This window comes from Burkholderiales bacterium, assembly GCA_036262035.1.
Classification (GTDB): Bacteria; Pseudomonadota; Gammaproteobacteria; order Burkholderiales; family SG8-41; genus JAQGMV01.
The window spans coordinates 1-23,672 of the sequence record DATAJS010000010.1 but is presented as its reverse complement, the minus strand read 5'-3'; the positions used below and the strand labels follow the sequence as shown (position 1 = coordinate 23,672).

Genomic DNA, 23,672 nt, shown 5'->3' with positions numbered 1-23,672 from the left:
TCATGGTCAGACAAGCCCGCAGCACCGCGACCGAACGCAACCCGGACCTGTGCCCCCTCGATCGAAAGAAAGGCGAGAACAACTTCGACTGGGGCATGCGCGCGGTCAGGGAGATGAAGACCGGAGGGCGCAAGGCCAGCACCTACATCGCCCTCCTCGGCGGGACCGACACGGTGTCCTTCCGCACGCGCGTCGCGCAGTCGGTGCTGCGGCCCGACATGCTGCCTTCGTACTGGTCCGAGGCGATCCTGATCGAGCTCGAGAGCGATTCGCTGAAAAACGCGAAAGCCGCGTACGTGCCGCTCGCGCAGCCGGACAGTCCCGCGTTTCCGCCGATGGAGAACGGCGTCGTCGTCTGTCCGCTCGACAGCTTCGCCGACGCCGAGCGCTATCCGAACATCGCGCTCATCGCGCTGCCGGTGCCGCAGGAGCAGATCCTCGCCCGGCTCGAAACCTTCAGGCGCTCGCGCGGCACGATCGACGCGCTCGAGCACGTGGTGCGCTGGCTCGCGTACACGTGGGGTGTGGCGCGCACCACGAACCCGCTCAACGACAACTACGGCGTGCCTTCGGCGTGCATGCTCGAAGTCGTCTGCGCGGCCGAGAACTACGACCTCACGCCGGGGCTCGAATCGCGCGCGTCATGCCCCGAGGCGATCTGGGCCGCGACCGCGCACTGGCACGAGTACTACGCCAAGGTGAGCGCGGGCAAAGGCAAGGGGAAGAGCAGGACGCCGATGGGACGCTATACCGCGAAGCACCAGTACTCCATCGCGTCCGCGACGTGAGTCGCCTTAGAGGCTCGCGCGCTGGTCCTCGGGCACCCCGTACTTCTCCTCGAGCTTCATGATCTCGGGCAGCCCGGCGATCTCGGTGAACTCCTTGAAGGTCGCGGCGCTGTCGCGCATCGTGGAGACGCCGCCGCCTTTCTTCAGGTGCTTGAGCATGGCGGTCATCGCGGGAATCGCCGCAAGGATCACCCAGTTCGGGTAGATCGCGAGCCTGAAACCGAACTCGCCGAGCGTGTCGCTCGGAAGGTCGGGCGTCTTGCCGCTCGCCGCCATGTTGTAGAGCAGCGGCACGCCTTTGAAGTGCTTGCCGACTTGCTCGACCGCTTCGCGGCCGACCGGCGCTTCGATGAAGAGCATGTCGGCGCCGGCCTCGCGGTACTTCTCGCCGCGCTCCAGCGCGGCTTCGAGGCCTTCCATCGCGATCGCGTCGCAGCGCGCGATGATCACGAAATCCTTGTCGTTCCGCGCGTCGCACGCCGAGCGGATCTTGGCGACCATCTCGTTGGTCGGGATCACGCGCTTGCCCGCGAGATGGCCGCAGCGCTTGGGCCACACCTGGTCTTCGAGGTGCACGCCGGCCACACCCGCGCGCTCGTAATCGCGGATCGTGCGGCGCACGTTGATCGCGTTGCCGTAACCGGTGTCGGCGTCGGCGACGACCGGAAGGCCGGACGCGTCGACGATGCGTGCGGCGTTGTCGATCATCTCGCTCGCGGTGAGCAGCCCCACGTCGGGCTCGCCCAGCCGCGTGATGCTCGTGCCGAAGCCGGTCATGTACACCACGTCGAAGCCCTCGCGCGCGACGAGCCGCGCGGCGAGCGCATCCGCGACACCGGGGGCGATGATGCAGCGGTTACCGGAGATGAGCTTGCGCAGTCGGGTGGTGGGGCGTTGGGTCGTGGTCATGGCGAGTTCCTCGGTTGATCCTGAATTGTAAAAGCTTGAACCGCAAAGGACGCAAAGGACGCCAAGGAAACCAATAACAAAAACGCCTTTGATCTTCCTTTGCGTCCTTTGCGTCCTTGGCGGTTAAAACGCCTTTATCGGGCGCAGGCGTCTTCGAGCCTCCAGCCATTCGCGACAGGCTCGAAGCGCAGCGGCAGGCAGTTGGCGACCGGGCCTTCGGTCTCGACGATGTTCAGCGTTCGGCACAGCACGCGGAACACGCCCGAGTGCGCGACGATGAGCGGCACCTCGGCTTCGATGCGCGCGAAGCCCGAGAGCACGCGGCGCATGAAGGCTTCGGTGCTCTCCGCGCCCGGCGGCTTGACGCCGCGCGCGTGCGCGTGGCGCGGCATGCCTTCCAGGTCGCCCCAGTTGCGCTCCGCGATCTCTTCGACGATGGTCACCGGCAACCCGAGCGCTTCGGCGATCGGCTGCGCGGTCTCGCGCGCTCGCCGCAGCGGGCTCGCGTAGATCGCGGTGATCGGCTCGCTTGCGAGCGCGCGCGCCGCGGCGCGCGCCTGGTCGCGGCCGAGCATCGTCAGCTCCACGTCGAGCGACCCTGCGATCGTTCCCGCCGCGTTCGCCTCGGTCTCGCCGTGGCGCAGATAATAGAACGGCCGCATGAACAGCGGGATCTCGAGCTTCTTATTCATCGGTTGTCATTCAAAGTACGACCCGCCCTTCATACGCGAGGGCCGACGGCGCGAACGGCGTGCGTGTGCGAGAGCAGCAGCGCGTCGACCTGCCGACCTTCGAGACGTCGGGCCTGAGCCCCGGAATCGGCACCAGCCGCGCGCTCATTTGCTCGTCGCTCCGGAAGCTTTGACGACCTTGCCCCACTTCTCGACTTCGCTCCTGAGATACGTGCCGAGCTCGTGCGGCGTCGACGCGGCCGCTTCCAGACCCTGCGCGGCGAACTGCTCTTGGACCGCGGGCGTCGCGAGCACTTTGCGCGACTCGGCGTTCAGGCGGTCGACGATCGCTTTCGGCGTGCGAGCGGGCACGAGCAGCGCGTACCACGTGCTGAATTCGTAGCCTTTGACGCCGGCCTCGCTCATCGTGGGGATGTCGGGAAAGAAGCCCGTGCGCTGCGCGGTGGTCACGGCGAGCGGGCGGAGCTTGCCGGATTTCACGTGCGGCAGTGCGGACGCCATCGTCGAGACGATGAGGTGCAGCCGTCCGCCGACGAGGTCGGTGAGCGCGGGACCGAGGCCTTTGTAAGGCACGTGCACCATCTCGGTCTTCGTCATCAGCTTCAGCATCTCGGTCGCGAGATGCGAGGCGGTGCCGACGCCGCCCGAGCCGTAAGTGACTTCACCCGGTTTCGCGCGCGCGAGATCGAGGAGCTCGCGCACGCTCTTCGCCGACACGGCGCTGCTGACGACGAGCAGATTGGGTTGCCGTCCGATGAGCGACACCGGCGCGAGATCGCGCAGGGTGTCGTATGGAAGCTTCGGGACGAGCGTCTGGTTGACCGCGAGGCTGATGTTGTTGACGAGCAGGGTGTAGCCGTCGGGCGGCGCCTTGGCGGCGAGGTCGGTGCCTATCGTGCCGCCCGCGCCGCCGCGGTTGTCGACGACGAGCGGCTGGCCGAGCGCTTCGCCGAGCCGCGTCGCGACCAGTCTCGCGACGATGTCATTGCCGCCGCCGGGCGGGAAAGGAACGATCAGCCGCACGGGGCGGGTTGGATACTGTTGCGCGAGCGCCGCGGAGCAAAAAAACAATTGAACCGCAAAGGACGCAAAGGACGCCAAGGAAAACCCACCAAACAATCGCCGCGCACGCCCGAGGTCAGTCACGCTTGATTTCGCCTTCCTTTGCGTCCTTTGCGTCCTTGGCGGTCAACACGCTTTAATTGCCGGCGACCGCCATCTCCGCGGCTTTCTCTTCGATCTCGTATTGCACGTCGTGCAGCTTCTCGGTCGTCCAGAGCTGCTCGAGCAGCGCGCGCGACTTCGCTTCGCCCAGCACCGGGATGGCGAGCTCGAGGAACTTGTCGTTGAGCTCGTCGTCGGTGAGCGGCAGCTCGGGATCGCCCTTGCGGTAGGGCTGGAAGTGCGAGAGCTTGCGGCCGTCGTTCATCTCGATCTCGACCTGCGCCGCGCGCTGGTTCGGATACCCCTTGGAAAGCTCCGGATCGGCGACGACCTCGAACTTCTTCATCAGCTCGCGCACGTCGCGATCGGCCATGCGGTCGGGCAGGAAGGCGTTGAGCCGCACGCTGCCGTGGACCAGCGCGTGCGCGACGGTGTACTGGATGCTGAACTTCGCCTGGTATTCGCCTTCGGGCGTGGCGTTGTCGATGATGTTCAGCCCCGCCTTGTACGACGCGAGCCGGATCTTCCTGATGTCGCGGTAATCGAGGTTGTGCCGGTTCTTGAGCTCCAGCGCGCCGTCGATCGACGGGAAGGTGTGGCCGCAGCAGCCGTGGTTTTTGAACGTCATCTGGGTGATGTGATAGTTCTCGCCCAGACCGGCCGTCGCGCGCGCCCAGTCCTGCTCCTTGCTCATCGCTCTTCCGAACCCGACTTCGCCTTCGAGGATGTCGAGCGCGCCGGTCACGCCTTTGGCTGCCGCCATCGCGGCCATCGCGCCGGCATCGGCCGCGTGGCCGCCGTGCAGCGGCTTGCTCATCGCCTGCGAACGGAACGCCTGCTGGAGACCTGCGGCGAACGTTCCGGACGTCGCGACCGCGTGCATGAACTGCTCTTTGGTGCAGCCGAGGATCGTCGCCACCGCGGCGGCGGCGCCGAAACAGCCGACCGTGCCGGTGGTGTGCCAGAACGCGTAGTGCGAAGGCATCACCGCTTCGCCGATGCGCGTCGAGACTTCGTAGCCGACGATCACGCCGCGCAGGAATTTCTCGCCCGAGGCGCCGGTCGCCTGCGCAGCCGCGAGCGCGGCGGAGATGACGGGGCTGCCGGGGTGATAGCCCGCGTCGCGATAGATGTCGTCGAACTCGACCGAGTGCGAAGCGGCGCCGTTGATGAGCGCCGCGGCGCGCAGCGTCGCGCGGCGGCCCGACGCGAGCCGCGCGCGGCCGCGATCGAGGTCTTCGGCGAACGCCTGCTCGAGCAGTATCGCCGGCGCGACGCGGCTGCCGGGCAGCAGCGCCGCATACCAATCGATCACCGCGCGCTTGGCGTGGTGGATGACGTCGGCGGACAGCTTCGACGTCTGTTCGCGGAAGGCGTAATCGGCAATTTTTTCGAGCAGCATCTGGTTCTCCTCAGTTCAAACCGGGGTCCGACCCCAAAACGGCCGGGGTCGGACCCCAGGTGTCCGGAGGGTCGGACCCCGGCTTCTTTGGGGTCCGACCCTGGTTTATTCAGCGAACGATCAACCCATCAACAGCCACCACACCCTCGCCTTCACGCTTCACGATCAGCGGATTGATCTCGGCTTCCTTCACGTCCTCGATGTAAGCGATCTGCGACAGCGCGCTCACCGCTTGCGCGAGCGCGTCGAGATCGCCTTTCGGCATGCCGCGGTAGCCGCGGATGACCGCAAGCCCTTTCACCTCGTCGATCATCGCGCGCGCGGCGTCGACGCTCACCGGCGCGAGCCGCACCGCGAAATCCTTGTAGATCTCGGCGAGCACGCCGCCGATGCCGAGCACCACGACCGGCCCGACCTGCGGATCGCGCTTGTACCCCAGGATCAGCTCGCCGATGCCTTTCTCCATGCGCTGCACGAGGATGCCCTCGATCTTCGCGTCCGGATGCCTGGCGCCGACGCGCTTGAGGATGTCCACAGCCGCGGTCTTCAACGCATTCGCGTCGGCGATGTTGAGGACCACGCCGCCGGCGTCGGTCTTGTGCAGGATGTCGCGCGACAGGATCTTCGCCACCACCGGGAACGGCACCTTCACGCCCTGCTCGGGCTTCTGGATGATCTCGGTCGCCGCGCGCGGCACGCCGAGCGCTGCGAACACTTCACCCGAACGGTATTCGTCGAGCTGCGCACCGGCATCGCGCAAGAGCTTTTCTGCCGCAGAAACTTTCGCTTCGTCGCGTTTCGGCGGCTCGATCGGCGCCGTCCAGTCGCGCCACGCGCGGATCGCGTCGGCGCACGATTCGGGCGTGCGGAATCCGGCGATGCCCGCTTCGGCCAGCAGCTTCAATGAAGTCTCGGCATGCGGCGCCGCGAAGGACGCGAGCGGCTTGCCTTTGCGGTCGGCTTCGAGCAAAGGCTCGATCGCGACCTGCGGCTGGAACTGCGCCGAGCTTCCGGCAACCGCGAGCACGAGGTCGCAGTGATCCGAATGCAGCAGCGTGTGGAGCACCGCGCTGTAGATCTCTTTCTTCGCGCCGGCGAGCGTGAGGTCGGTGAGGCGCGCCTTGCTGATCGTGATGCCTTGCGCCGCGAGCTTCGACACGACTTCGTCGGTCGGCCCGACCACTTCCACGCCCAGCGTGCCGAGCCGGTCGACCACCGCCGCCGCGCCGCCGCCGGTGGTCGTCATCACCGCGACGCGATGGCGCTTCGACGGCTGCTGGCCGTGCAGGAGCGCCGGAAGCTCGAACAGGTTCTCCAGCGTATCGACGCGCAGGATGCCGTTCGCCTTGAAGAACGCGTCGGCCATCTCGTCCGAGCCCGCCATCGCGCCGGTGTGCGAAGCCGCGAGGTCCTGGCCGACTTCGGAGCGGCCGAGCTTGTACACCACGACGCGTTTGCCCGCCTTGAACGCACGGCGGGCGGCTGCGCCAAGCTTGTCGGCGTCGCGCAGCGTCTCGAGGAAGAGCAGGATCGTCCGCGTGTGCGGATCGTCGACGAGGAGGTCGGCGAACTCGCCCACCGACAGATCGGATTCGTTGCCGACCGAGACGAGCTTGGAGAAGCCGACGCCGCGGCCGAGGCCGCGCGAGAGCAGGCCGCCGAGCATGCTGCCGCTCTGCGAGACGATCGCGAGCGGGCCTTTCTTGATCTCGGGCAGGTCGAGCACCGCGTTGACCGTGATCGCGCAGCCGGGATCGGTCGTCACGAGGCCGATGCAGTTCGGACCGATGACGCGCACACCGCCGGCGCGCGCGATCTCGATGATGCGTTCCTGCGCCTTACGTCCCTCTGCGCCGGTTTCGGCGAAGCCGTCGCTGTAGATCGTCGCGACCGCCACGCCTTTCTGCGCGCACTGCTCGATCGCCGCCTGCACCGCCTTGGCGGGCACCATGATGAACGCGTGATCGACGTCGCCGGGAATCGACGCGACGTCGGGATACGCCTTCTCGCCACCGATCTCGTCGCGCCCCGGGTTCACCGGGATGATCTTGCCGGTGTAGCCGTGCTTGCGCAGATACCGTTGCGGGCGCGAGGTGTTCTTCTTCGCATCGCCGGACGCGCCGACGAGCGCGACGCTGCGGGGTTCGAAGAGGGCCTGGAAGAGGTCTTTGCCGGTGGCGGGTTTTCTGGACATGGTCTCTAGATCAATTCAAAAGCTATGAACCGCAAAGGCCGCAAAGGACGCAAAGGAAACGCGTTTGACGTGGCAGCAAGCCCACCGGACCGTCATTCCCGCGAAGGCGGGAATCCATTTTGAAAGCGTTGAACGTCAAAATGGATTCCGCATCACATCGCGCTGCCGCGCGGTCCGGAATGACGAATTTGATTTTCCTTTGCGTCCTTTGCGTCCTTGGCGGTCAAATAATCAAACCTTCGGCGGCCGCTGGTTGAACGACCGCTCGAACACCGATTCGGCGATGCGCTGCCTGAGGATCTCCAGCGAGCCGCCGGCGATCATCCAGCCGCGGCACTTGCGGAAGCACCACTCGACGAGCGTGTCCTGGGTGTAGCCCATGCCGCCCATCACCTGCATCGCTTCGTTCGCGATCTCGAAGCCGGCCTGGTTGCAGAAGAGCTTGGCGATCGCGGTGTCTTCCGCCGACGGCATGCCGCGGTCGGCATTCAAGGCGGCGCGGTAGAGCAGGAGCTGGCCGGCTTCCAGCTTCACCTTCATGTCCGCGAACTTCCACTGCAGTCCCTGGAACTCCGCGAGGGGGCGCCCGAACTGCTTGCGTTGCAGCGCCCACTGGCGCGCGGTCTCGTAGCAATAGCGGCCGAGCGCGAGCGAGCGCGCGGTGTTGCCGATGCGCTCGACGTTGAAGCCCGCGATCTGCTTCTTGAAGCCGCCTTCGCGCAAGAGCACGTTCTCGGGCGGGACGTAGACGTTGTCGAACCACGTCGTCACCCACTCTTCGCCGTTCATGAAGTACGAAGGCTTGCCCTGCTTCACCCCGTCGGCCTTGATCGGGATCAGTACCGAGCCGATGCCGCCGACACCGGGGCCGTAGCGCACGTAAACGACCATCACGTCGGCGTACGGCGCGTGCGTGGTGAACACTTTCTCGCCGGTGACGCGAAAGCCTTCGCCGTCGGGGACCGCGGTCGTCTTGAGGTCGGTCACCGCCGAGCCCGCTTCGGGCTCGGTCATGCCGACGCAGATCACGCCTTCTCCGGACAGCAGGCGCTTCAGATAGCGCTTCTTCTGGTCGTCGGTGCCGTATTCGGCCAGTACACGTATCGCGCCGAAGTTGCCGGCCTGCACCACGTCCGCGCTGCGCGGGCACACCTGCGCGACGGTCTCGATCGCGATCACCGCGTCCATGAGCGTGCCGCCCTGGCCGCCGTCTTTTTCGGCGATGGTGATGCCGAGCAGGCCCTGTTCGGCCATGAGCCTGGCGACATCCCAGGGATGTTCGGACTGGTGAGCGCGAGCGAGCGCGCCTTCGCGCAGGTGACGCTCGGCGAAGCCGCGTACGGCGTCGCGAAACGTTTCCTGATCGGACGTGAGCTGGAAATTCATGGGGGCTGAAGTGCGGAGGGGGAGCACCCGATTCTACCGCGTACCCGCCGCGACCTCGCGGCGAGCGCCGGGCGCCGGGCGCCGGCCGGGACGTCAAGGGCGGATCCGACAGAGCGTACGCCGGAATTGTTTTACACTGCGGACGCGGAGCCGTCCCATGAGCACCGACCGCAGCGACGAACACGACCTCACCATCGCCTCCTCCGGATTGACAGACGCCGGCGAAAACGTGCTGCCTCCCGGCGCGAAAATCGCCGAGTTCCGCATCGAGAGACTCATCGGCGAAGGCGGTTTCGGCATCGTCTACCTCGCGTACGACGAATCGCTCGACCGCACCATCGCGCTCAAGGAATACATGCCGTCGCAGCTCGCCGAGCGCGTCGCCGGCACCGCCAGCGTCCGCGTGAGGTCGCAGCGCTACGCCGACACGTTCGACGCCGCCCTGCGCAGCTTCATCAACGAGGCGAAGCTCCTCGCGCGCTTCGATCACCCGTCGCTGCTGAAGGTCTATCGCTTCTTCCAGGCGAACGGCACGGCGTACATGGCGATGCCGTTCTACGAAGGCCAGACGCTCAAGGCGGTGCTGCGCGGCCTGGACGGACCGCCCGACGAGCGGTGGCTGCGCCACATGCTCTACCAGCTCCTCGACGGGCTCGAAGTCATCCACGCCTACGAGTGCTATCACCGCGACATCGCGCCCGACAACATCCTGCTGCAGAACGACACCCCGATCCTGCTCGACTTCGGCGCGGCGCGGCGCGTGATCGGCGACATCACGCGCACGCTGACCGTCATCCTCAAGCCCGGGTACGCGCCGATCGAGCAGTACGGCGAAGACCCGAACCTGAAGCAGGGTGCGTGGACCGACATCTATGCACTGGCCGGCGTGGTGCATTTCGCGCTCACGCGCCAGGCGCCTCCCGCGTCGATCGCGCGCGCGATGAGCGACCAGCTCGTGCCGCTCGCGCAACGGCTGCGCGGGGTGTACAGCGACGGCTTCCTGACGACCATCGATGCGGCGCTGTCGGTGCGTCCGCAGGACCGCCCGCAGAGCGTCGCGCAATTGCGCTCGATGCTGCTCGCGAGCGACACGGGCGCTTACGCGCCGGTGCTGGCCATCCAGCCGCTCGCGGCGCCCGCGGAAGCGTCCCGCGGGGACGATGCGAATCCACCGCCCGTCACCGGCCGGGACGAGGCGCGCCCCGCTCCGGCCAAGCCGCGCAAGCCGGTCGCGTCATCGGCATCGCCGCTGCGCGCCGCCATCACCGCGATCGCGTTCGCGGCGCCCGCGGCGATCGCGGCGGTGTGGTGGGCGTCGAGCCGCCTGGCCGAGCCGCCGGCCACCGAGGCGAAAGCTCGGGTGTCAGCCGTGGAGGAAAGTCCGCCGAAGCAGCCCGAAAATCCGCCGCAGCAGGCCGCGCCGACCGTCGCCGCCGCGCCGAAGGCGCCGGAGCCGCCGCCCGCGCCCAAGGCGGAGCCGACTAAACCGGCCGTCGAGGTCGCCCGCGTCGAACCGAAAAGCCCGGTGACGCCGCCGCCGCGCGTCGATACCGCCAAGGCGAAAGCGCCCGAGCCGGCGAAGCCGTCGGCAGTGGCCGAGGCGAAGCCGGCCCCGGTCGCGCCGGCGCCGCCGCGTCCGGCCGCGCGGGCCGAAGAGACCGTGGAAGCGCCGCCGGCGCCCAAGCCTCCGCCTCAGCAGGTCGCGCGTGTCGAGCCGCCGCCCGTCCCGGCGCCCGCGCCTGCGCCGAAAGCCGAGGCGCCCAAGCCTGCGGTCGAGGTCGCGCGCGTGGAGGCGAAGCCGGCGCCCGCGCCGCATCCCGCGGCGCCCGCGCTGACCGGGCGCTACAGCGGCCGCCTGGTGGCGGACGGCAGCCCGGTGCCGATCACGCTGCAGATCCTGGCGGTCGACAACGGTTCGGTGAGCGCGACCGCCAATTACGGCACCGGCCGCTGCGAAGGCGATTACCGGATGACCGGCACCGTGCTCAACGATTCGCTGCGCATGCGCTCGACCCACAGCGGGGGGCGCTATGGAGACTGCTCGTTCGGATTCCGGGTGGCGATCCAGGGCACGAAGCTCGTCGGCCAGACGACCAGCGGCAGCCCGCTGGAGCTTTCCCGCTAATCCCGGGCGTCAGCTCTTGTCGACGTCCTTGTCGGTGGGCTGCACGCCCAACGTCAGCCCCGACAGCGTATTCCCCTTGAGCCCGATCTCCTGCAGCAGCGCATCGACCAGCGGCTGCTGCGCGCGGTAGGCGAGCGCGGCGTTGACCGCCTGCTCCGCGAGGCTGCCGCCGCCCGGCGCGAGCGGCACGTTCGAGCCGTTGGTCGAGCCCTTGTTGAGCCCGTCGACCTGCACGATCTTGATCCCGTCGATCTTCTCCATCGGCCGCACCGACTGCTCGATGATCCTGGGCAGCGCTTCGATCAGCGCGAGCTTGACCTGCATGCCGATCTGCTCGGCGGAGAGCTTGTTGATCGCGTCGTTGAGGATCGCCTTGCCTTCGGCTTCGACCTGGTAGTTGCGCAGGTTCGCCTCGGCGCGGATCTTGATCGCCTGCGCGTGGTTCTCCGCGGCGTCCTTCTCGGCTTCGGCCGAGACCCGGATGCCGATCGCCTGTTTCTGCGCCTGCTTCTGCGCTTCGACCAGCTCGACCTCGCGCTCGCGATTGGCCTCGGCGACCGCCGCCGCGGTGATGACGAGCTGCTCGGCTTTCACCGTTTCGGAGCGCGCTTCGTTCGCGCGCGCTTCGGCCTGCGACTGCTCTTCGGACTTCTTGGCGATCGAGATCGCTTTCTCCTGGTTGGCGATCTGGGTCGCGCGCTGCTGCTCGATCTCGGCGATCTTCACCGAGCGGTCGGCTTCGATCTGCTTCTGCCGTACCGCGAACTCGCGCGCGACCTCGGCTTCCTTGACGAGGCGCTCGGCGTCGATGCGCGCCTGTTCCGATTCGCGCTTGCGCTGCGCCTGGATCGACGCCACCTGCGCCGCCTGCTCGGCCTCGCGCACCGAGACTTCCTGCTGCTGCGAGAGCGTGGCGAAGCGCTGGTTCTTGTCGATGTCGAGCCTCACCTGCGTCGCTTCGTAGTTCTTCTGCGCGATCGCGACCTGGGTGTTCTGCTCGATCTCGTTGCGCTCCTTGGCGCGCTTCTGGGTCTCCTGCGTGAGGCGCGTCAGGCCTTCGGCGTCGAACGCGTTGTCGGCGTTGAAGAACTCTTTCGGCGTCTGGTCGAACTTGGTGAGCGACACGCTCTCGAGCTCCAGGCCGTTCTTCATGAGATCCTCGGCGACTGCGTTCTGCACCGCCTGGATGAAGTCCTGGCGCTTGTCGAGCAGCTCCTGCATCGTCATCGACACCGACGCCGCGCGCAGCGCATCGACGAACTTGTCCTCGACGAGCTCTTTCAGCGCTTCGGGATCGAGGGTGCGCTGGCCGAGCGTCTGCGCGGCGTTGGCGATGCCTTCGATCGTCGGGATGACGCGCACGAAGAACGCCGCGATCACGTCGGCGCGCATGCGGTCTTTGGTGAACAGGCTGTCCTTGCCCGCGCGGTGCACCTCGAGCTTCAGCGTGTTCATGTTCACCCAGATCACGCCGTGGAACACCGGGAGCTGGACCGCGCCGCCGTCCATGACCACTTTCTGGCCGCCCAGGCCGGTGCGCACGAAAGACCGCTCTTTCGACGCGCGCTGATACAGCCGCGAGAACACCAGCCCGATCGCGAACAGCGCGACGAGGACGATGCCGGCGAGTAGGACGGTGTCGAAGAGGCTGCTCATCGTTGTCTATCTCCTCAGGGGCTCCGACGGGAGCGTCAGAGCAGATCGGGACGCGGGTTTTTTATCGCGACGAAGCGGGTGCCCGACACGCGGCGCACGAGCAGCACCGATTCGTTGGGGGGAAACGTGGTCTCGGACGTATCGGGCTCGACCATCACGTACACGGTCTGGCCGTGCTCGGTCATGACCCTGGCCTGCGCGGGATAACCCTGGCGCGCGGTGCCGGCCACCACGGCGGCGACCCTGCCGACCAGCGTGTCGAGCGACACCGCGTAGCTCTGGTCGCGCGGAATGATGTGGGCGACGGCGGCGCCGACGCCGCGGACGACCGGCAGGGCGGCGATGAGCGCGATCGGGCCTGAGAGAAGCGCCGGCAGGCGCAGGCCGAACACGCCCGAGGCGACGATGTTGAGCGCGAAGCCGATCACCGCGAACGACGCCAGAAACACGATCAGCAGCACGAGGAGCGGCACCTTGCCGACGTGCAGCCAGCCGAGCACGCTGTCGGGGGCGTCGGCGTGTACCGAGTCGGGCAGGAAGCTGTCGACCCACTGCGAGGCGCTGAAACCGACGAGCAGCGCCAGCCCTTCGACCAGCGTGAGCGCCAGCAGGACCAGCGTGGCGGCCAGGAAGGGCCAGGATTCGGGTGCGAGGAACACGCTCATCGCTTTCCTCGCCTCCGGACTACTTACCCTGCCGCGCCTTGAGCTGCGCCAGCTTTTCCTCGATGCGGTGCGTGCGGTGCAGCTCCTGCAGCTCTTTCACCTGGGCGGCGTTGGCGGTCGTCTCGCCCGACAGGCCCGTGACGCCGGCCTGCTTCGCGAGCACCCGGTCGAATGCGGCGCCGGCGTTGTCCACCCGGCCTTGGGCCGAGCCTCGGGCGCCGCCTCCGGACTGCGGCGCGGTCGCCGCCGCGGCGCGCGACGCGAGGAACTCGCGCAGCGTCTGCTCCATCTCGCGCTTCTTGGCGACGAGCGCGGTGATATAGCCTTCGAGCTCCTTGCCGCGCTCCTGCTGCTCGGCGAGCGATTTCTGCAGGACCGGCATCTGGTCTTCGATGTTGATCTGCTTCTCGACCCCGGCGCGGGCGAGGTCGTCGCGCCCCTGGGCGAGCGCGGTCTCGATCTGGGTGGCGATCTGCTCGTTCTCGGTGTTGAGTTTGTTGATCTGCGCCGAGACGAGGTGCTTGGCCGCCTCGACCTTGCCGAGCTCGGCGCGGACCTCGTCGGTCACCTGGTCGACCTCCCTCACCGCCTGGCTCATCATCGCTTCCGGCGCTGCGTTCTCCACCGCGTCGAGCACGGCGTGCACGCTGCCGCTGACGATCCGGGTGACGCGGGTCGCAATCGAGTCCGTCATCTCTGAGCCTCCTTGTTGGGTGCGCGGTTCGCCGAGATGAGCTGGGTCAGCTCGAGCACGCGCGGCAGGTGTTTTTCGATGACGTCCGCAGTGTAACACTCGGCCGTCGGCGTGATTCCGAGGCGCAGGAGCGCGCTAAGCAGTTGAAAACATTGCTGCACCAGCGCCCTTTCGAGCGCCGCGACCGACTCGCCATCGTCGCCGCCCCGGTCGCGGCCGGCGAGCAGGGTCGCCATGACCTGGGGCGTCCACTCGATGATCGCGGTCAGCGCGGCCGAGTGGATCTGGTGGCGGTGCTCGACCCCGCGGATTTCGGCGACCAGCGGCGCGACCAGCTCGCGCAGCCACGCGACGCACGCGGTGTAATCGAGCGTGCCCTCGTGCTGCCGGCGCATCTGCGCGATCAGCGCGCGCAGCTTGTCGCTGGGGGTGTAGGCGCCCGGCACCTCGAGCCCCGCGAGCCAGGCGAAATCGTCGGCGGGAACCCGCGCCGAGAGCGTCTGCATCTGTGCGCTCATCGCAGCACCTGTGTTTTCATTTGCATACGTTTGCAAACGTTAACGCCAACGCGTGGGCGATGTCAACGGGCAAAAGCAAAAAATCCGGGTCAGAGTCAGATTTCGGGGGTGTAACCCTTCGGCGCTTCCTGCATCAGCGCCAGGGTATGGCCGTCGGGGTCCTCGAAGAAGGCCATCCAGAAATCGTGATCGTCCATCTTCGCGATCAGGTGGGGCGAGGAAGAGAAGGTCAGCCCGCGCCGGGCCAGCTCCGCCACGGCGAGCGCGATATCGGCGCAGCGGAAGTAGATCGTGCCCTGCCGCCGGAAATCGGACGGATCGCGCACCTTCTCCAACAGGAGGCGCACGCCGGCGCAGTCGAAAAACGCGAGGTCGCCGTAGCGATAGAGCTTGCGCAGGCCGACCACTTTTTCGTAGAACGCTTCGGCGCGGTCGACGTCGGTCACCGGCAGAGCGATCTGGCCGATCTGGCTCAAGTTGAGCAGCATCGCAGCCCCCCACAATCTGACTCCGGGTCAGATTATGGGCGCGAAATCTGACTCGGAGTCGGATTAAGCGCGCAGCAGCGGGCGGAGGTTGCGCATGCTCGAGACGTCTTCGAGCGTCCAGACGGTGTCGCAGAGGAGCCGCGCGCGCTTTTGCCCGAGGATGGGCTTGAGCAAGTGGAACGCTTTCTCGTCGACTTCGGCGCGCGTCATCGGGTTGTCCGAAGTGCCGCGCACCGCCTTGACGTGGCACTTCAAGGTCTTGTTGTTCTTCAGCGTCAATTCCACGATGCCCTGCCGCGACGGCATCGCCTTGGTGAGCGCGTCGTCGCCGTAGAGCTCGATCTTGCTGCGCAGCTCCTGGACCTTGCGGTCCTTCATGCGCTTCTCGTCGTGCGCCGACTCGAACGTGACGATGCCGTCGATCAGCATCACCGCGCACATGTGCTGCAGGCAGATGTCCGGCATGTCGCGGTTGTTGACGGTGTTCGCGCCCTGATGCGCGACGCGCACCACGAGCTTCTTCACGTCGTCGGCGCGCACGCTGTTCGCGCGGATGAGATCGAGCAGCCCGTCGAGCGGCGCCTGGATGGGCGAACCGACCGACCAGCGCTTGATGTTGGTGTTCATCACCTCGAACTGCTCGCCCAGGCCCTGGATGAGCAGCTCGGGACGCACCGGCTTGCCGGTGCGCTTGCTCTCGTCGTACGCGACGAAGAAATTGCGCTCGCCCGAGAAGACGTCTTCGACGCCGGTGAAGCCGTGCGCGACCATCGTCGCGGCCGCCACGCCGTTGCGCGCGGGCATGCCGCCGAAATCGAACGCCTTCTCGATGTGCTCGGCGTCGCGCATCCAGCACGAGACGCCCGACGCCTGCTGCGCGGTATACGACAGAAGGTGGCGAACCTGTTCGTACTTCAGGTTCGCGATGCATCCCGCCGCGACCGCCGCGCCGAACATCGGGCCGAAGCTGTGCGTGGAGTGGCCGGCCTCGCGGAAGTCGTAGGCGTTGAGCGCCATCGTCATGCGGCAGCCGACGTCGTAGCCCAGCGCGACCGAGCGCAGGAAGGCGTTGCCGCTCGCCTGCTCGCGCTCCGCCATCGCGAGCGCCGCGGGCACGATGCCGCAGCCGGGATGCGTGAGCGAAGGCGCGTGCGAGTCGTCGGTCTCGTCGGCGTGCGCGAGCATGCCGTTGGCGAGCGCGGCGTTCTCCGCGCTGGTGACGATGCGCGAGCCGATCACGGTCGCTTCGGCGACCCCGCCGCGCGTCTTGATGTAGGAGATCGCGCTCTCGCCGGGGAGGAGCTTGGAGCCCGAGACCATGGCGGCGATCGTGTCGAGCACGTGGTGCTTGGTCTTCTCGACGATCGGCTTGGGCAGGGGCGCCTTGCGCGCCTTGGAGATGTAGGTGGCGAGCTCGTGCATGACCGGGGAGATCTCGGTCTTGCCGGGCTTCAGTGCGGTGGCGTCGTTCTTCATTCGTAGTCCAGTCGGCCCGTCCGGGCGGGACCGCCGGCGGTCGACGAGTTACTGCGGGACGGTCGCCCGGGCGAGCTCGCCGGCGTCGTCGAGCGTGTCGATGCGCCAGCAGAGGTCGATCACGCGGGCCGCCGCGGCCTTCGGAAGCACGCCGTCGGTCAGATCCGAGAGTTTTTCTTCGAGGTCGCGGTCGCTCATCGGCCGCTCGACCGTGCCCAGCGCGTGCTCGACATGCTTCTCGAGCACCGTTCCGTCGCGGAGGCGGATAGTAACACGTGCCTCCAGCTTACGCACCGACGGGCTGGCCGTGACCGCAATGCGGTCGCGTACTGCGATGACGTCGGGGTCGCGCACGACCGCGTCCGCGAACTGCGCTTCGCCTGCCGCGCCGTGCACCAGCGCGACCGCGCAGGCGTGATACACGCTGAACTTGCCTTCCAGCCCGTCCTTCGGCGTCTGCCTGCCCGTCAGCTCCGGGACCAGCGGGCTGGTGAGCAGCTCGACGCGCTCGATCCGGTCGGGCTGGAGGCCGTGCTCGCGCTTCAACTGGATGCAGCCGTCGATCGCTGCGTGCACCACGAGGCCGCAGGCGTAGGGCTTGTACATGTTCTTCGAGAGCTCGTAGCTCGCGCCCAGGCCGGTCGTGATGACGGACGGGTCGAATTTGGTCGACGTCACGTGTCCGAAGCCGCGCGGCGCCTCGATCGCGCGCTCCGAGCTCGTGAAGCCGCTCGCCGCGAGCATCGCCGCGGTCATGCCGCCCTGCGCCGCGCGTCCGGGGTGCAGGCTCTTGCACATGCTGCCGAACATCTCGCGCAGGCCGGAGGACTGGGTAGCCGCGATGCCGAGCGCCCACGACGTGCGCCGCACGTCGAGGTTCAGGAGCTTGGAGGTCGCCGCGGCCGCGCCGAAAACGCCCGCGGTGCCGGTGATGTGCCAGCCGATGTCGTAATGCTCGGGAAAGACCGACAGCGCGATACGGATCTCGGCTTCGACGCCGAGCACGAAGGCGTGAACGAGATCGCGGCCGCTGGTCTTCTTCCATTCGGCATACGCCAGCAGCGCCGGCAGCACCGGCGCGCTGGGATGCACCGCGCGCTGGTGGGTGTCGTCGAAGTCGAGCACGTGGGTGCTGATGCCGTTGACGAGCGCGGCGTTGAGCGCGTCGAGCTTCTCGCTGCGGCCGAAGATCGACGCTTGCGGCGCGCCGGCGAAAGGCGTCACCGCGCTGAGCGCCGCCTCGACCGTCTCGTGCCGCGCGCTGCCGATGGCGCAGCCCAGGGCGTTGAGCAACGCGCGCGAAGCTTCGTGGCGAACGGATTCGGGGATGTCCTCATAGCGCGAGGCGACGAGGAACTCGGACAGCGTGCGGGTAGCGGTCATGGTGTCATTCCACCTTGGCGCCGGAGGCCTTGACGACCTTGCCCCACTTCGCCACTTCGGACTTGATGTACGCGCCCACCTGCTGCGGCGTGCCGGACAGCGGCTCGCCGCCCTGGGCGACGATCTTCTCGCGCACTTCCGGGAGCTGCACCGCTTTGACGACCGCGGCATTGACGCGATTGACGACGTCGCGCGGCGTGCCCGCGGGCGCGAGCAGCGAGAACCACGTGCCCGACTCGAAGCCGGGGTACGACTCGGCGACGGTCGGCAGGTTCGGCGTGCCGGGATTGCGCCTGGCGCTCGTAACGCTAAGCGCGCGCAGCCGGTTCGTCTTCACGTGCGGCAGCACCGACAACGCGTTCGCGAACATGAACGTGATGTTGCCGGCGAGGAGGTCGGTCACCGCGGGCGGCGTGCCTTTATAAGGAACATGCACGACGTCGATGCGGGTCTGCAGCTTGAGCATCTCGGTCGTGAGGTGCGGCGAGCTGCCGTTGCCCGTCGAGCCGTAGGTGAGCGCGCCCGGCTGCGCTTTCGCGAGCGCGACGAGATCCTTCACGTTCTTCGCCGGCAGCGACGGATGCACCACGAGCATGAACGGCACGCCCGCCATCAGCGCGACCGGCTCGAAATCCCTGACGAGATCGAACGCGATCTTCGGATACAGCGTCTGGCTGATCGCGGTCGACGCGGGCGCGGTGAGCAGGGTGTAGCCGTCGGCGGGCGAGCGCGCGACGAGCTCGGCGCCGATGTTGCCTGCCGCACCGGCGCGATTGTCGACGATGAACTGCTGGCCCAGCGCTTCACCGACTTTCGGCGCGACGAGGCGAGTCGTGATGTCCGCGCCCGAGCCCGGCGGGAAAGGAACGACGATGCGCACCGGTTTTGCGGGATACGTCTGCGCATGGGCCGCGCCGGCGAATGCGGCGACTGCGATGAGCGCGCCCGTTCGCGCGATTTTTGTAAGCATGGGGGGTTCTCCTCGGGGGCAGCGAGTCTAGCACGCGCTGTCTCGACGGGGTCTCGCGAGGGATGCCGCTGTTAGAATACTCGATTCACTTCGGAGGCAGGCGTTGAAACGAGCGTTGGTCGGAATCGCGATGGGCAGCCAGAGCGACTGGAGCGTGATGCAGCACGCGGCACAGCAACTCGAAGACTTCGGCGTGCCGTTCGAAGCGCGCATCGTGTCCGCGCATCGCACGCCGGACCTGCTCTATGAATATGCCGAGGCCGCGGCAGGCCGCGGCCTGAAGTGCATCATCGCCGGCGCGGGCGGGTCGGCGCATCTTCCCGGCATGCTCGCGGCGAAGACGATCGTGCCGGTGCTCGGCGTGCCGGTGCCGACGCGGCATCTCAAAGGGCTCGACTCGCTGCTGTCGATCGTGCAGATGCCCAAGGGCGTTCCGGTCGCGACGTTCGCCGTGGGCGAAGCGGGCGCGGCGAACGCGGGACTCTTCGCGGTCGCGCTGCTCGCGCGCGACGACGCGAAGCTCGCGAAGAAGCTGGACGCGTTCCGGGCCAGGCAGGTGCGTACCGTACGCGCCATGAAGCTGCCGGTTACGAGTCGCGGTGAAGCGACGCGCAACAAGAAGCGATGAGCTCGATGATCTATCCCGACGCCATGCTCGGCATGCTCGGCGGCGGGCAGCTCGGACGCATGTTCACACTCGCCGCGCATGCGATGGGTTATCGCGTCGCGGTGCTCGATCCCGATTCGCGGTCGCCCGCCGGCGCGATCGCGGACGTCCATCTGCGCGCGGCTTACCAGGATCGCGAAGCGCTGCAGCAGCTCGCCGACAGCTGCGCGGCGGTGACCACCGAGTTCGAGAACGTGCCCGCGGACAGCCTGCGCTGGCTCGCGTCGCACTGCATCGTGCGGCCCGCCGGCGACAGCGTCGCGGTCGCCCAGGACCGCACGCGCGAGAAGCGTTTTCTCACGGAGAACGGTTTCGACGTTGCGCCCTATGCGGTCATCGAGCACGCCGGGGACTGCGACGAGGCGGACGCCGCGCTCTTCCCGGGGATACTCAAGCGCGCGCGCTTCGGCTACGACGGCAAGGGCCAGGCGCGAGTCGCTTCGAAAGAAGAAGCGAAAGCGGCGTTCGTCGACCTCGGCGAAGAGACGTGCGTGCTCGAAAAGCAGGTTCGGCTACGCTGCGAAGTGAGCGTCGTCGCCGCGCGCGCCGCGAACGGCGAGACCAGGAGCTTTCCGGTCGCGGAGAACGAGCACCGGAACGGCATCCTCGACGTGTCCATCGTGCCGGCGCGAGTGCCGGACGAGATCGCGCGCAAGGCAGAGTCGTGCGCGCAGGGCGTCGCGGCGAAGCTCGGCTACACCGGCGTGCTGGCCGTGGAGTTCTTCGTCACCGAAGACGGCCAGCTGCTGGTCAACGAGATCGCGCCCCGCCCTCACAACAGCGGCCACTACACGATCGACGCATGCGCCACCTCGCAGTTCGAGCAGCAGGTGCGCACGCTGTGCGGGCTGCCGCTCGGCGGGACGCGCCTGCTCGCGCCGGTGGTGATGGTCAACCTGCTCGGCGACGTGTGGCAGCACGGCCAGCCGCAGTGGCACCACGTTTTCGCCACACCCGAAGCGAAGCTCCATCTCTACGGCAAGCAGGAAGCGCGGGCCGGCCGCAAGATGGGCCATTACACCGTGCTCGGCCGCGATGCGGACGACGCGCTCGCGAAAGCGCGGGCGATCCGCGAAAAACTCTCTCCCGATTTCAACCTCGAGCGCGAATGATCATGAGCGACGCGCCTATGCTCCAGTCCAGTCTCAACAGCCTGCCTTTCCTCCACCGCGGGAAGGTGCGCGACATCTACGCCGTCGGCGACGACAAGCTCCTCATCGTGCAGACCGACCGGCTGTCGGCGTTCGACGTGATCCTGCCGACGCCGATACCCGGCAAGGGGCGCGTGCTCACCGAGCTTTCGCTCTTCTGGTTCGAGAAGCTCTCGCACGTCGTCCCGAACCATCTCACCGGCATCGATCCCGCGACGGTCGTTGCGCCCGAAGAGCGCGCGCAGATCGAAGGCCGCTCGATGGTGGTGAGAAAGCTCACGCCGCTGCTGGTGGAGGCGGTGGTGCGCGGCTACATCATCGGCTCGGGCTGGAAGGACTACCAGGACAGCGGCGCGATCTGCGGCATCGATCTTCCCAAGGGCCTGCAGCAGGCGCAGAAGCTGCCGCAGCCGATCTTCACCCCGGCGTCGAAAGCGCCGGCGGGGCAGCACGACGAGAACATTCCGTACGGCGAAGTCGAGACGCTCGTCGGCAAGGACATGGCCGCGCGCGTGCGCGACGTGTCGATCCGGCTCTACGCCGAAGCGGCCGATTACGCCGCGCAGCGCGGGATCATCATCGCGGACACCAAGTTCGAGTTCGGCACCGACGACAAGGGCGGGCTCGTGCTGATCGACGAAGCGCTGACGCCAGACTCGTCGCGCTTCTGGCCGGCGTCGGAATACAGGACCGGCATCAGCCCGCCGTCCTTCGACAAGCAGTTCGTGCGCGACTGGCTCGAAACCCAGCCGTGGAACAAGAAAGCCCCGGCCCCGGCGTTGCCGGATGATGTCTTGAAGCAGACTTCCGACAAATATCGAGAAGCTCTGCGGTTGCTCAAAACCTGAAAGTCTTACCGCAGAGGACGCAGAGGACGCAGAGGAAAGGCAAAATCAAGCGTAGGGTGCGTTAGCCGCGAGAGCGGCGTAACGCACCGTGGAGACCCCGGTGCGCTCGCGCGCACCCTACGTTGGATTCCGCGCCCGCACCATTCTTGCTTTTGATCTTCCTCCGCGTCCTCTGCGTCCTCTGCGGTTAATACGCCTTTGACTTTGACGCCCGACATAGCAAAAGCAGTCAAGGTCCTGAAATCCGGCGGCCTCGTCGCCTTCCCCACCGAGACCGTCTACGGCCTCGGCGGCGACGCGTCCAACGTCGATGCGGTGAAGAAGATCTATACCGCCAAGGGCCGGCCCCGCAATCATCCGCTCATCGTTCATCTCGCGCGCGTCGAGCAGGTGTCGCAGTGGGCGCAGGTTTTCACATCTACGGCGCAGCTGCTCGCCGAGCGCTACTGGCCCGGTCCGCTCACGCTGATCGTCAAGCGCGCGCCCCACGTGAACGATCTCGTCACCGGCGGCCAGGACACGGTCGCGCTGCGGGTGCCCTCGCATCCGGTCGCGCGCGCGCTGCTCGAGGCGTTCGGCGGCGGCGTCGCAGCGCCTTCCGCGAACCGCTACGGCCGCGTCTCGGCGACGACCGCCGAGCACGTGAGAGCCGAGTTCGGGAACACCATCGACTGCGTGCTCGACGGCGGTGCGACCGACGTCGGCATCGAATCGACGATCGTCGACGTGTCGGGCGACGCGCCGGCGCTGCTGCGGCCGGGACACATCACCGCGCGGGATCTCGAAGCAACGCTCGGACGTGCGCTCGCCGCCCCCGGCGCCGCATCGCCGCGCGCGCCGGGAACGCTTGCCAAGCACTATGCGCCGCAGACGCCGCTCATGGTCATGGAAGCCGACCTCGTGCTCGAGCTTGCGTCGAGCATGGCGCGGCAGGGTCAGAAGGTCGCGGTGCTCGCGCGCTCGGCGTTGCAGCCGGTGCTGTCGGGCCTCACATGGGTCGCCGCGCCGCGCGACGCGGCGGGCTACGCGCACGATCTCTACGCGAACCTGCGCGCGCTCGATGTTGCCGGTTGCAACGCGATATTGGTCGAACAGCCGCCGCTGGAAGCGGAGTGGGCGGCGGTGCTGGATCGGTTGATGCGGGCGGCGGCGGGCAGCTCACCGCCAGACGCCACTTAGGCGGCTTGAACCTCCTTTCCGGTTAAACCATCCCCCCAAAAACAAAAAGCCCGCCGAAGCGGGCTTTTTGCTGGAGCGGTGAAACGCTAGTCGGTGATGACGTCGCGCTTCCTGCGGATCGCCGGCAGCGCCATGATGATGACGATCAGCGCGGTGGCGATCATGAAGCTGAGACTGATCGGCCGCGTGAAGAACACCGATGGATCCCCGCGCGAGATGAGCAGCGCTCTTCGCAGGTTCTCCTCCATCAGGGGTCCGAGCACGAAGCCGAGCAGCATCGGCGCCGGCTGCATCTCGAAGCGCATCCACATGAACCCGATCACCCCGAAGAATGCCGTGAGGTAGATCTCGAACGAGCTGTTGTTCACGCTGAAGATGCCGATGCACGAGAACGCCATGATGCACGGGAACAGGATGCGATACGGCACTTTCAGCAGCGACACCCACAGCCCGATCATCGGCAGGTTCAGGATGACGAGCATCGCGTTGCCGATCCACATCGAGGCGATCAGGCCCCAGAAGAGGTCGGGTTTCTGCGTCATCACCTGAGGTCCGGGCGCGATGCCCTGGATCGTCAGCGCGCCGAGCATCAGCGCCATCGTCGCGCTCGCCGGGATACCGAGCGTGAGCGTCGGGATGAACTTGCACTGCGCATCGGCGTTGTTCGCCGACTCGGGGCCGGCCACGCCTTCGATCGCGCCCTTGCCGAAGCGCGACGGATCCTTCGCGAGCTTCTTCTCGACCATGTAGGACGAGAACGAGGCGATCGCGGGACCGGTGCCCGGCAGCACGCCGAAGAACGCGCCGATGCCCGTGCCGCGGATGATCGCGCCCGACGACTGCTTGATGTCGGCCCACGTCGGCCACAGGTTCTTCACCTTGGAGGTGAAGATCTGGCGCTCTTCCGGATCGCCGAGGTTGGCGACGATCTCGCCGACGGCGAACACGCCCACCGCGATCACGATGAAGCCGATGCCGTCGGTCAACTCCGCGATGCCGAAGCTGTAGCGCGCCATGCCCGAGTTCACGTCGGTGCCGACCACGCCGAGCAGCAGGCCGAGGCACACCATCGCGAGCGACTTGATCATGTCGCCGTGCGCGAGCACCGCGGCGGTGACCAGACCCATCAGCATGAGCGAGAAGTATTCGGGCGCGCCGAACTTCAACGCCATCTCGGCGATCGGAGGCCCGAACAGCGCGATGATCAGGGTGCAGACGCAGCCCGCGAAGAACGAGCCGATGGCCGCAATGCCGAGCGCGGGTCCGGCCCTCCCCTGCCGCGCCATCTGATAGCCGTCCATACACGTGACGACCGCC

21 protein-coding genes are annotated in these 23,672 nt (G+C 67.3%); 6 read left to right on the top strand and 15 right to left on the bottom strand.

All coding sequences use genetic code 11. The annotated features are described in order from the left end of the window. The first annotated feature begins 2 nt into the window (after nt 1-2). Nucleotides 3-788, top strand: a complete 786-nt coding sequence (locus tag VHP37_08075) for a hypothetical protein (GenBank protein HEX2826288.1) — start codon at nt 3-5, stop codon at nt 786-788. 6 nt (nt 789-794) lie between these two features. Here VHP37_08075 and VHP37_08070 read toward each other — a convergent pair whose 3' ends face one another. The 6 genes from VHP37_08070 to VHP37_08045 all read right to left on the bottom strand — a co-directional run bounded on the left by VHP37_08070 (nt 795) and on the right by VHP37_08045 (nt 8,535). After that, nucleotides 795-1,697, bottom strand: a complete 903-nt coding sequence (locus VHP37_08070; protein ID HEX2826287.1) for an isocitrate lyase/PEP mutase family protein — start codon at nt 1,695-1,697, stop codon at nt 795-797. A 134-nt stretch (nt 1,698-1,831) separates the two neighbouring features. Next, nucleotides 1,832-2,389 (bottom strand): histidine phosphatase family protein, encoded by a 558-nt coding sequence (locus VHP37_08065; protein HEX2826286.1) that lies wholly within the window; start codon nt 2,387-2,389, stop codon nt 1,832-1,834. Between the two features lie 144 nt (nt 2,390-2,533). After that, complete coding sequence (locus VHP37_08060) at nt 2,534-3,412, bottom strand: tripartite tricarboxylate transporter substrate binding protein (GenBank protein ID HEX2826285.1); 879 nt, start codon at nt 3,410-3,412, stop codon at nt 2,534-2,536. Between the two features lie 175 nt (nt 3,413-3,587). Then, nucleotides 3,588-4,955: an MmgE/PrpD family protein gene (locus VHP37_08055; protein ID HEX2826284.1), complete on the bottom strand. Its 1,368-nt coding sequence runs from the start codon at nt 4,953-4,955 to the stop codon at nt 3,588-3,590. 109 nt (nt 4,956-5,064) lie between these two features. Next, a complete protein-coding gene (locus VHP37_08050) occupies nt 5,065-7,149 on the bottom strand; it encodes an acetate--CoA ligase family protein (protein ID HEX2826283.1) in 2,085 nt (694 codons plus the stop codon). A 231-nt stretch (nt 7,150-7,380) separates the two neighbouring features. Then, on the bottom strand, nt 7,381-8,535 hold the full coding sequence (locus tag VHP37_08045; GenBank protein ID HEX2826282.1) for an acyl-CoA dehydrogenase family protein: 1,155 nt from the start codon (nt 8,533-8,535) through the stop codon (nt 7,381-7,383). Nucleotides 8,536-8,692: 157 nt separating this feature from the next. On the opposite strand from VHP37_08045, the gene VHP37_08040 reads away from it, so the two are divergent. Continuing rightward, nucleotides 8,693-10,660: a protein kinase gene (locus VHP37_08040; GenBank protein HEX2826281.1), complete on the top strand. Its 1,968-nt coding sequence runs from the start codon at nt 8,693-8,695 to the stop codon at nt 10,658-10,660. A 9-nt stretch (nt 10,661-10,669) separates the two neighbouring features. Here the strand turns inward: VHP37_08040 and VHP37_08035 are convergent, their stop codons facing one another. From VHP37_08035 to VHP37_08000, 8 genes are all read right to left on the bottom strand, one after another. Then, complete coding sequence (locus VHP37_08035) at nt 10,670-12,316, bottom strand: flotillin family protein (GenBank protein ID HEX2826280.1); 1,647 nt, start codon at nt 12,314-12,316, stop codon at nt 10,670-10,672. Nucleotides 12,317-12,351: 35 nt separating this feature from the next. Further along, nucleotides 12,352-12,981 carry a YqiJ family protein gene (locus VHP37_08030; protein HEX2826279.1) on the bottom strand — a complete coding sequence of 210 codons (630 nt, stop codon included), beginning with the start codon at nt 12,979-12,981 and terminating at the stop codon, nt 12,352-12,354. A 19-nt stretch (nt 12,982-13,000) separates the two neighbouring features. Next, on the bottom strand, nt 13,001-13,675 hold the full coding sequence (locus tag VHP37_08025; protein ID HEX2826278.1) for a PspA/IM30 family protein: 675 nt from the start codon (nt 13,673-13,675) through the stop codon (nt 13,001-13,003). Further along, nucleotides 13,672-14,193, bottom strand: a complete 522-nt coding sequence (locus VHP37_08020) for a hypothetical protein (GenBank protein HEX2826277.1) — start codon at nt 14,191-14,193, stop codon at nt 13,672-13,674. The genes VHP37_08025 and VHP37_08020 overlap by 4 nt, the downstream gene beginning before the upstream one ends. A 95-nt stretch (nt 14,194-14,288) precedes the next feature. Further along, nucleotides 14,289-14,681, bottom strand: a complete 393-nt coding sequence (locus VHP37_08015) for a VOC family protein (GenBank protein ID HEX2826276.1) — start codon at nt 14,679-14,681, stop codon at nt 14,289-14,291. Nucleotides 14,682-14,744: 63 nt separating this feature from the next. Beyond that, nucleotides 14,745-16,157 (bottom strand): MmgE/PrpD family protein, encoded by a 1,413-nt coding sequence (locus VHP37_08010; protein ID HEX2826275.1) that lies wholly within the window; start codon nt 16,155-16,157, stop codon nt 14,745-14,747. Nucleotides 16,158-16,205: 48 nt separating this feature from the next. Beyond that, complete coding sequence (locus VHP37_08005) at nt 16,206-17,540, bottom strand: MmgE/PrpD family protein (GenBank protein ID HEX2826274.1); 1,335 nt, start codon at nt 17,538-17,540, stop codon at nt 16,206-16,208. Nucleotides 17,541-17,544: 4 nt separating this feature from the next. Continuing rightward, nucleotides 17,545-18,510, bottom strand: a complete 966-nt coding sequence (locus VHP37_08000) for a tripartite tricarboxylate transporter substrate binding protein (GenBank protein ID HEX2826273.1) — start codon at nt 18,508-18,510, stop codon at nt 17,545-17,547. A gap of 130 nt (nt 18,511-18,640) precedes the next feature. Between VHP37_08000 and purE the strand changes: the two genes are divergently transcribed. The 4 genes from purE (at nt 18,641) to VHP37_07980 (ending at nt 22,355) form a co-directional block, all read left to right on the top strand. Then, the gene (purE, locus tag VHP37_07995) at nt 18,641-19,138 is read left to right on the top strand and encodes a 5-(carboxyamino)imidazole ribonucleotide mutase (GenBank protein ID HEX2826272.1); all 498 of its coding nucleotides are present in this window, start codon (nt 18,641-18,643) and stop codon (nt 19,136-19,138) included. Continuing rightward, nucleotides 19,135-20,289, top strand: coding sequence for a 5-(carboxyamino)imidazole ribonucleotide synthase (locus VHP37_07990; protein ID HEX2826271.1), 1,155 nt, complete (start codon nt 19,135-19,137; stop codon nt 20,287-20,289). Before purE ends, VHP37_07990 begins: the two co-directional genes overlap by 4 nt. Nucleotides 20,290-20,291: 2 nt before the next feature. Further along, nucleotides 20,292-21,176, top strand: coding sequence for a phosphoribosylaminoimidazolesuccinocarboxamide synthase (locus VHP37_07985; GenBank protein HEX2826270.1), 885 nt, complete (start codon nt 20,292-20,294; stop codon nt 21,174-21,176). Between the two features lie 198 nt (nt 21,177-21,374). Then, nucleotides 21,375-22,355 (top strand): L-threonylcarbamoyladenylate synthase, encoded by a 981-nt coding sequence (locus tag VHP37_07980; protein ID HEX2826269.1) that lies wholly within the window; start codon nt 21,375-21,377, stop codon nt 22,353-22,355. A gap of 86 nt (nt 22,356-22,441) precedes the next feature. Here the strand turns inward: VHP37_07980 and VHP37_07975 are convergent. Further along, the coding region (locus tag VHP37_07975) for a tripartite tricarboxylate transporter permease (GenBank protein HEX2826268.1) at nt 22,442-23,672 on the bottom strand (1,231 nt) is incomplete at its 5' end.

Bases quoted from the DNA above. Each gene is read 5' to 3' on its own strand.
- VHP37_08070 (HEX2826287.1), bottom strand. From the start codon at position 1,697: ATGACCACGACCCAACGCCCCACCACCCGACTGCGCAAGCTCATCTCC.
- VHP37_08075 (HEX2826288.1), top strand. From the start codon at position 3: ATGGTCAGACAAGCCCGCAGCACCGCGACCGAACGCAACCCGGACCTG.
- VHP37_08015 (HEX2826276.1), bottom strand. From the start codon at position 14,681: ATGCTGCTCAACTTGAGCCAGATCGGCCAGATCGCTCTGCCGGTGACC.
- VHP37_08040 (HEX2826281.1), top strand. From the start codon at position 8,693: ATGAGCACCGACCGCAGCGACGAACACGACCTCACCATCGCCTCCTCC.
- VHP37_08045 (HEX2826282.1), bottom strand. From the start codon at position 8,535: ATGAATTTCCAGCTCACGTCCGATCAGGAAACGTTTCGCGACGCCGTA.
- VHP37_08025 (HEX2826278.1), bottom strand. From the start codon at position 13,675: ATGACGGACTCGATTGCGACCCGCGTCACCCGGATCGTCAGCGGCAGC.
- VHP37_08065 (HEX2826286.1), bottom strand. From the start codon at position 2,389: ATGAATAAGAAGCTCGAGATCCCGCTGTTCATGCGGCCGTTCTATTAT.
- VHP37_07985 (HEX2826270.1), top strand. From the start codon at position 20,292: ATGAGCGACGCGCCTATGCTCCAGTCCAGTCTCAACAGCCTGCCTTTC.
- VHP37_08020 (HEX2826277.1), bottom strand. From the start codon at position 14,193: ATGAGCGCACAGATGCAGACGCTCTCGGCGCGGGTTCCCGCCGACGAT.
- VHP37_08055 (HEX2826284.1), bottom strand. From the start codon at position 4,955: ATGCTGCTCGAAAAAATTGCCGATTACGCCTTCCGCGAACAGACGTCG.
- VHP37_08050 (HEX2826283.1), bottom strand. From the start codon at position 7,149: ATGTCCAGAAAACCCGCCACCGGCAAAGACCTCTTCCAGGCCCTCTTC.
- VHP37_08000 (HEX2826273.1), bottom strand. From the start codon at position 18,510: ATGCTTACAAAAATCGCGCGAACGGGCGCGCTCATCGCAGTCGCCGCA.
- VHP37_08030 (HEX2826279.1), bottom strand. From the start codon at position 12,981: ATGAGCGTGTTCCTCGCACCCGAATCCTGGCCCTTCCTGGCCGCCACG.
- VHP37_07990 (HEX2826271.1), top strand. From the start codon at position 19,135: ATGAGCTCGATGATCTATCCCGACGCCATGCTCGGCATGCTCGGCGGC.
- VHP37_08005 (HEX2826274.1), bottom strand. From the start codon at position 17,540: ATGACCGCTACCCGCACGCTGTCCGAGTTCCTCGTCGCCTCGCGCTAT.
- purE (HEX2826272.1), top strand. From the start codon at position 18,641: ATGGGCAGCCAGAGCGACTGGAGCGTGATGCAGCACGCGGCACAGCAA.
- VHP37_08035 (HEX2826280.1), bottom strand. From the start codon at position 12,316: ATGAGCAGCCTCTTCGACACCGTCCTACTCGCCGGCATCGTCCTCGTC.
- VHP37_08010 (HEX2826275.1), bottom strand. From the start codon at position 16,157: ATGAAGAACGACGCCACCGCACTGAAGCCCGGCAAGACCGAGATCTCC.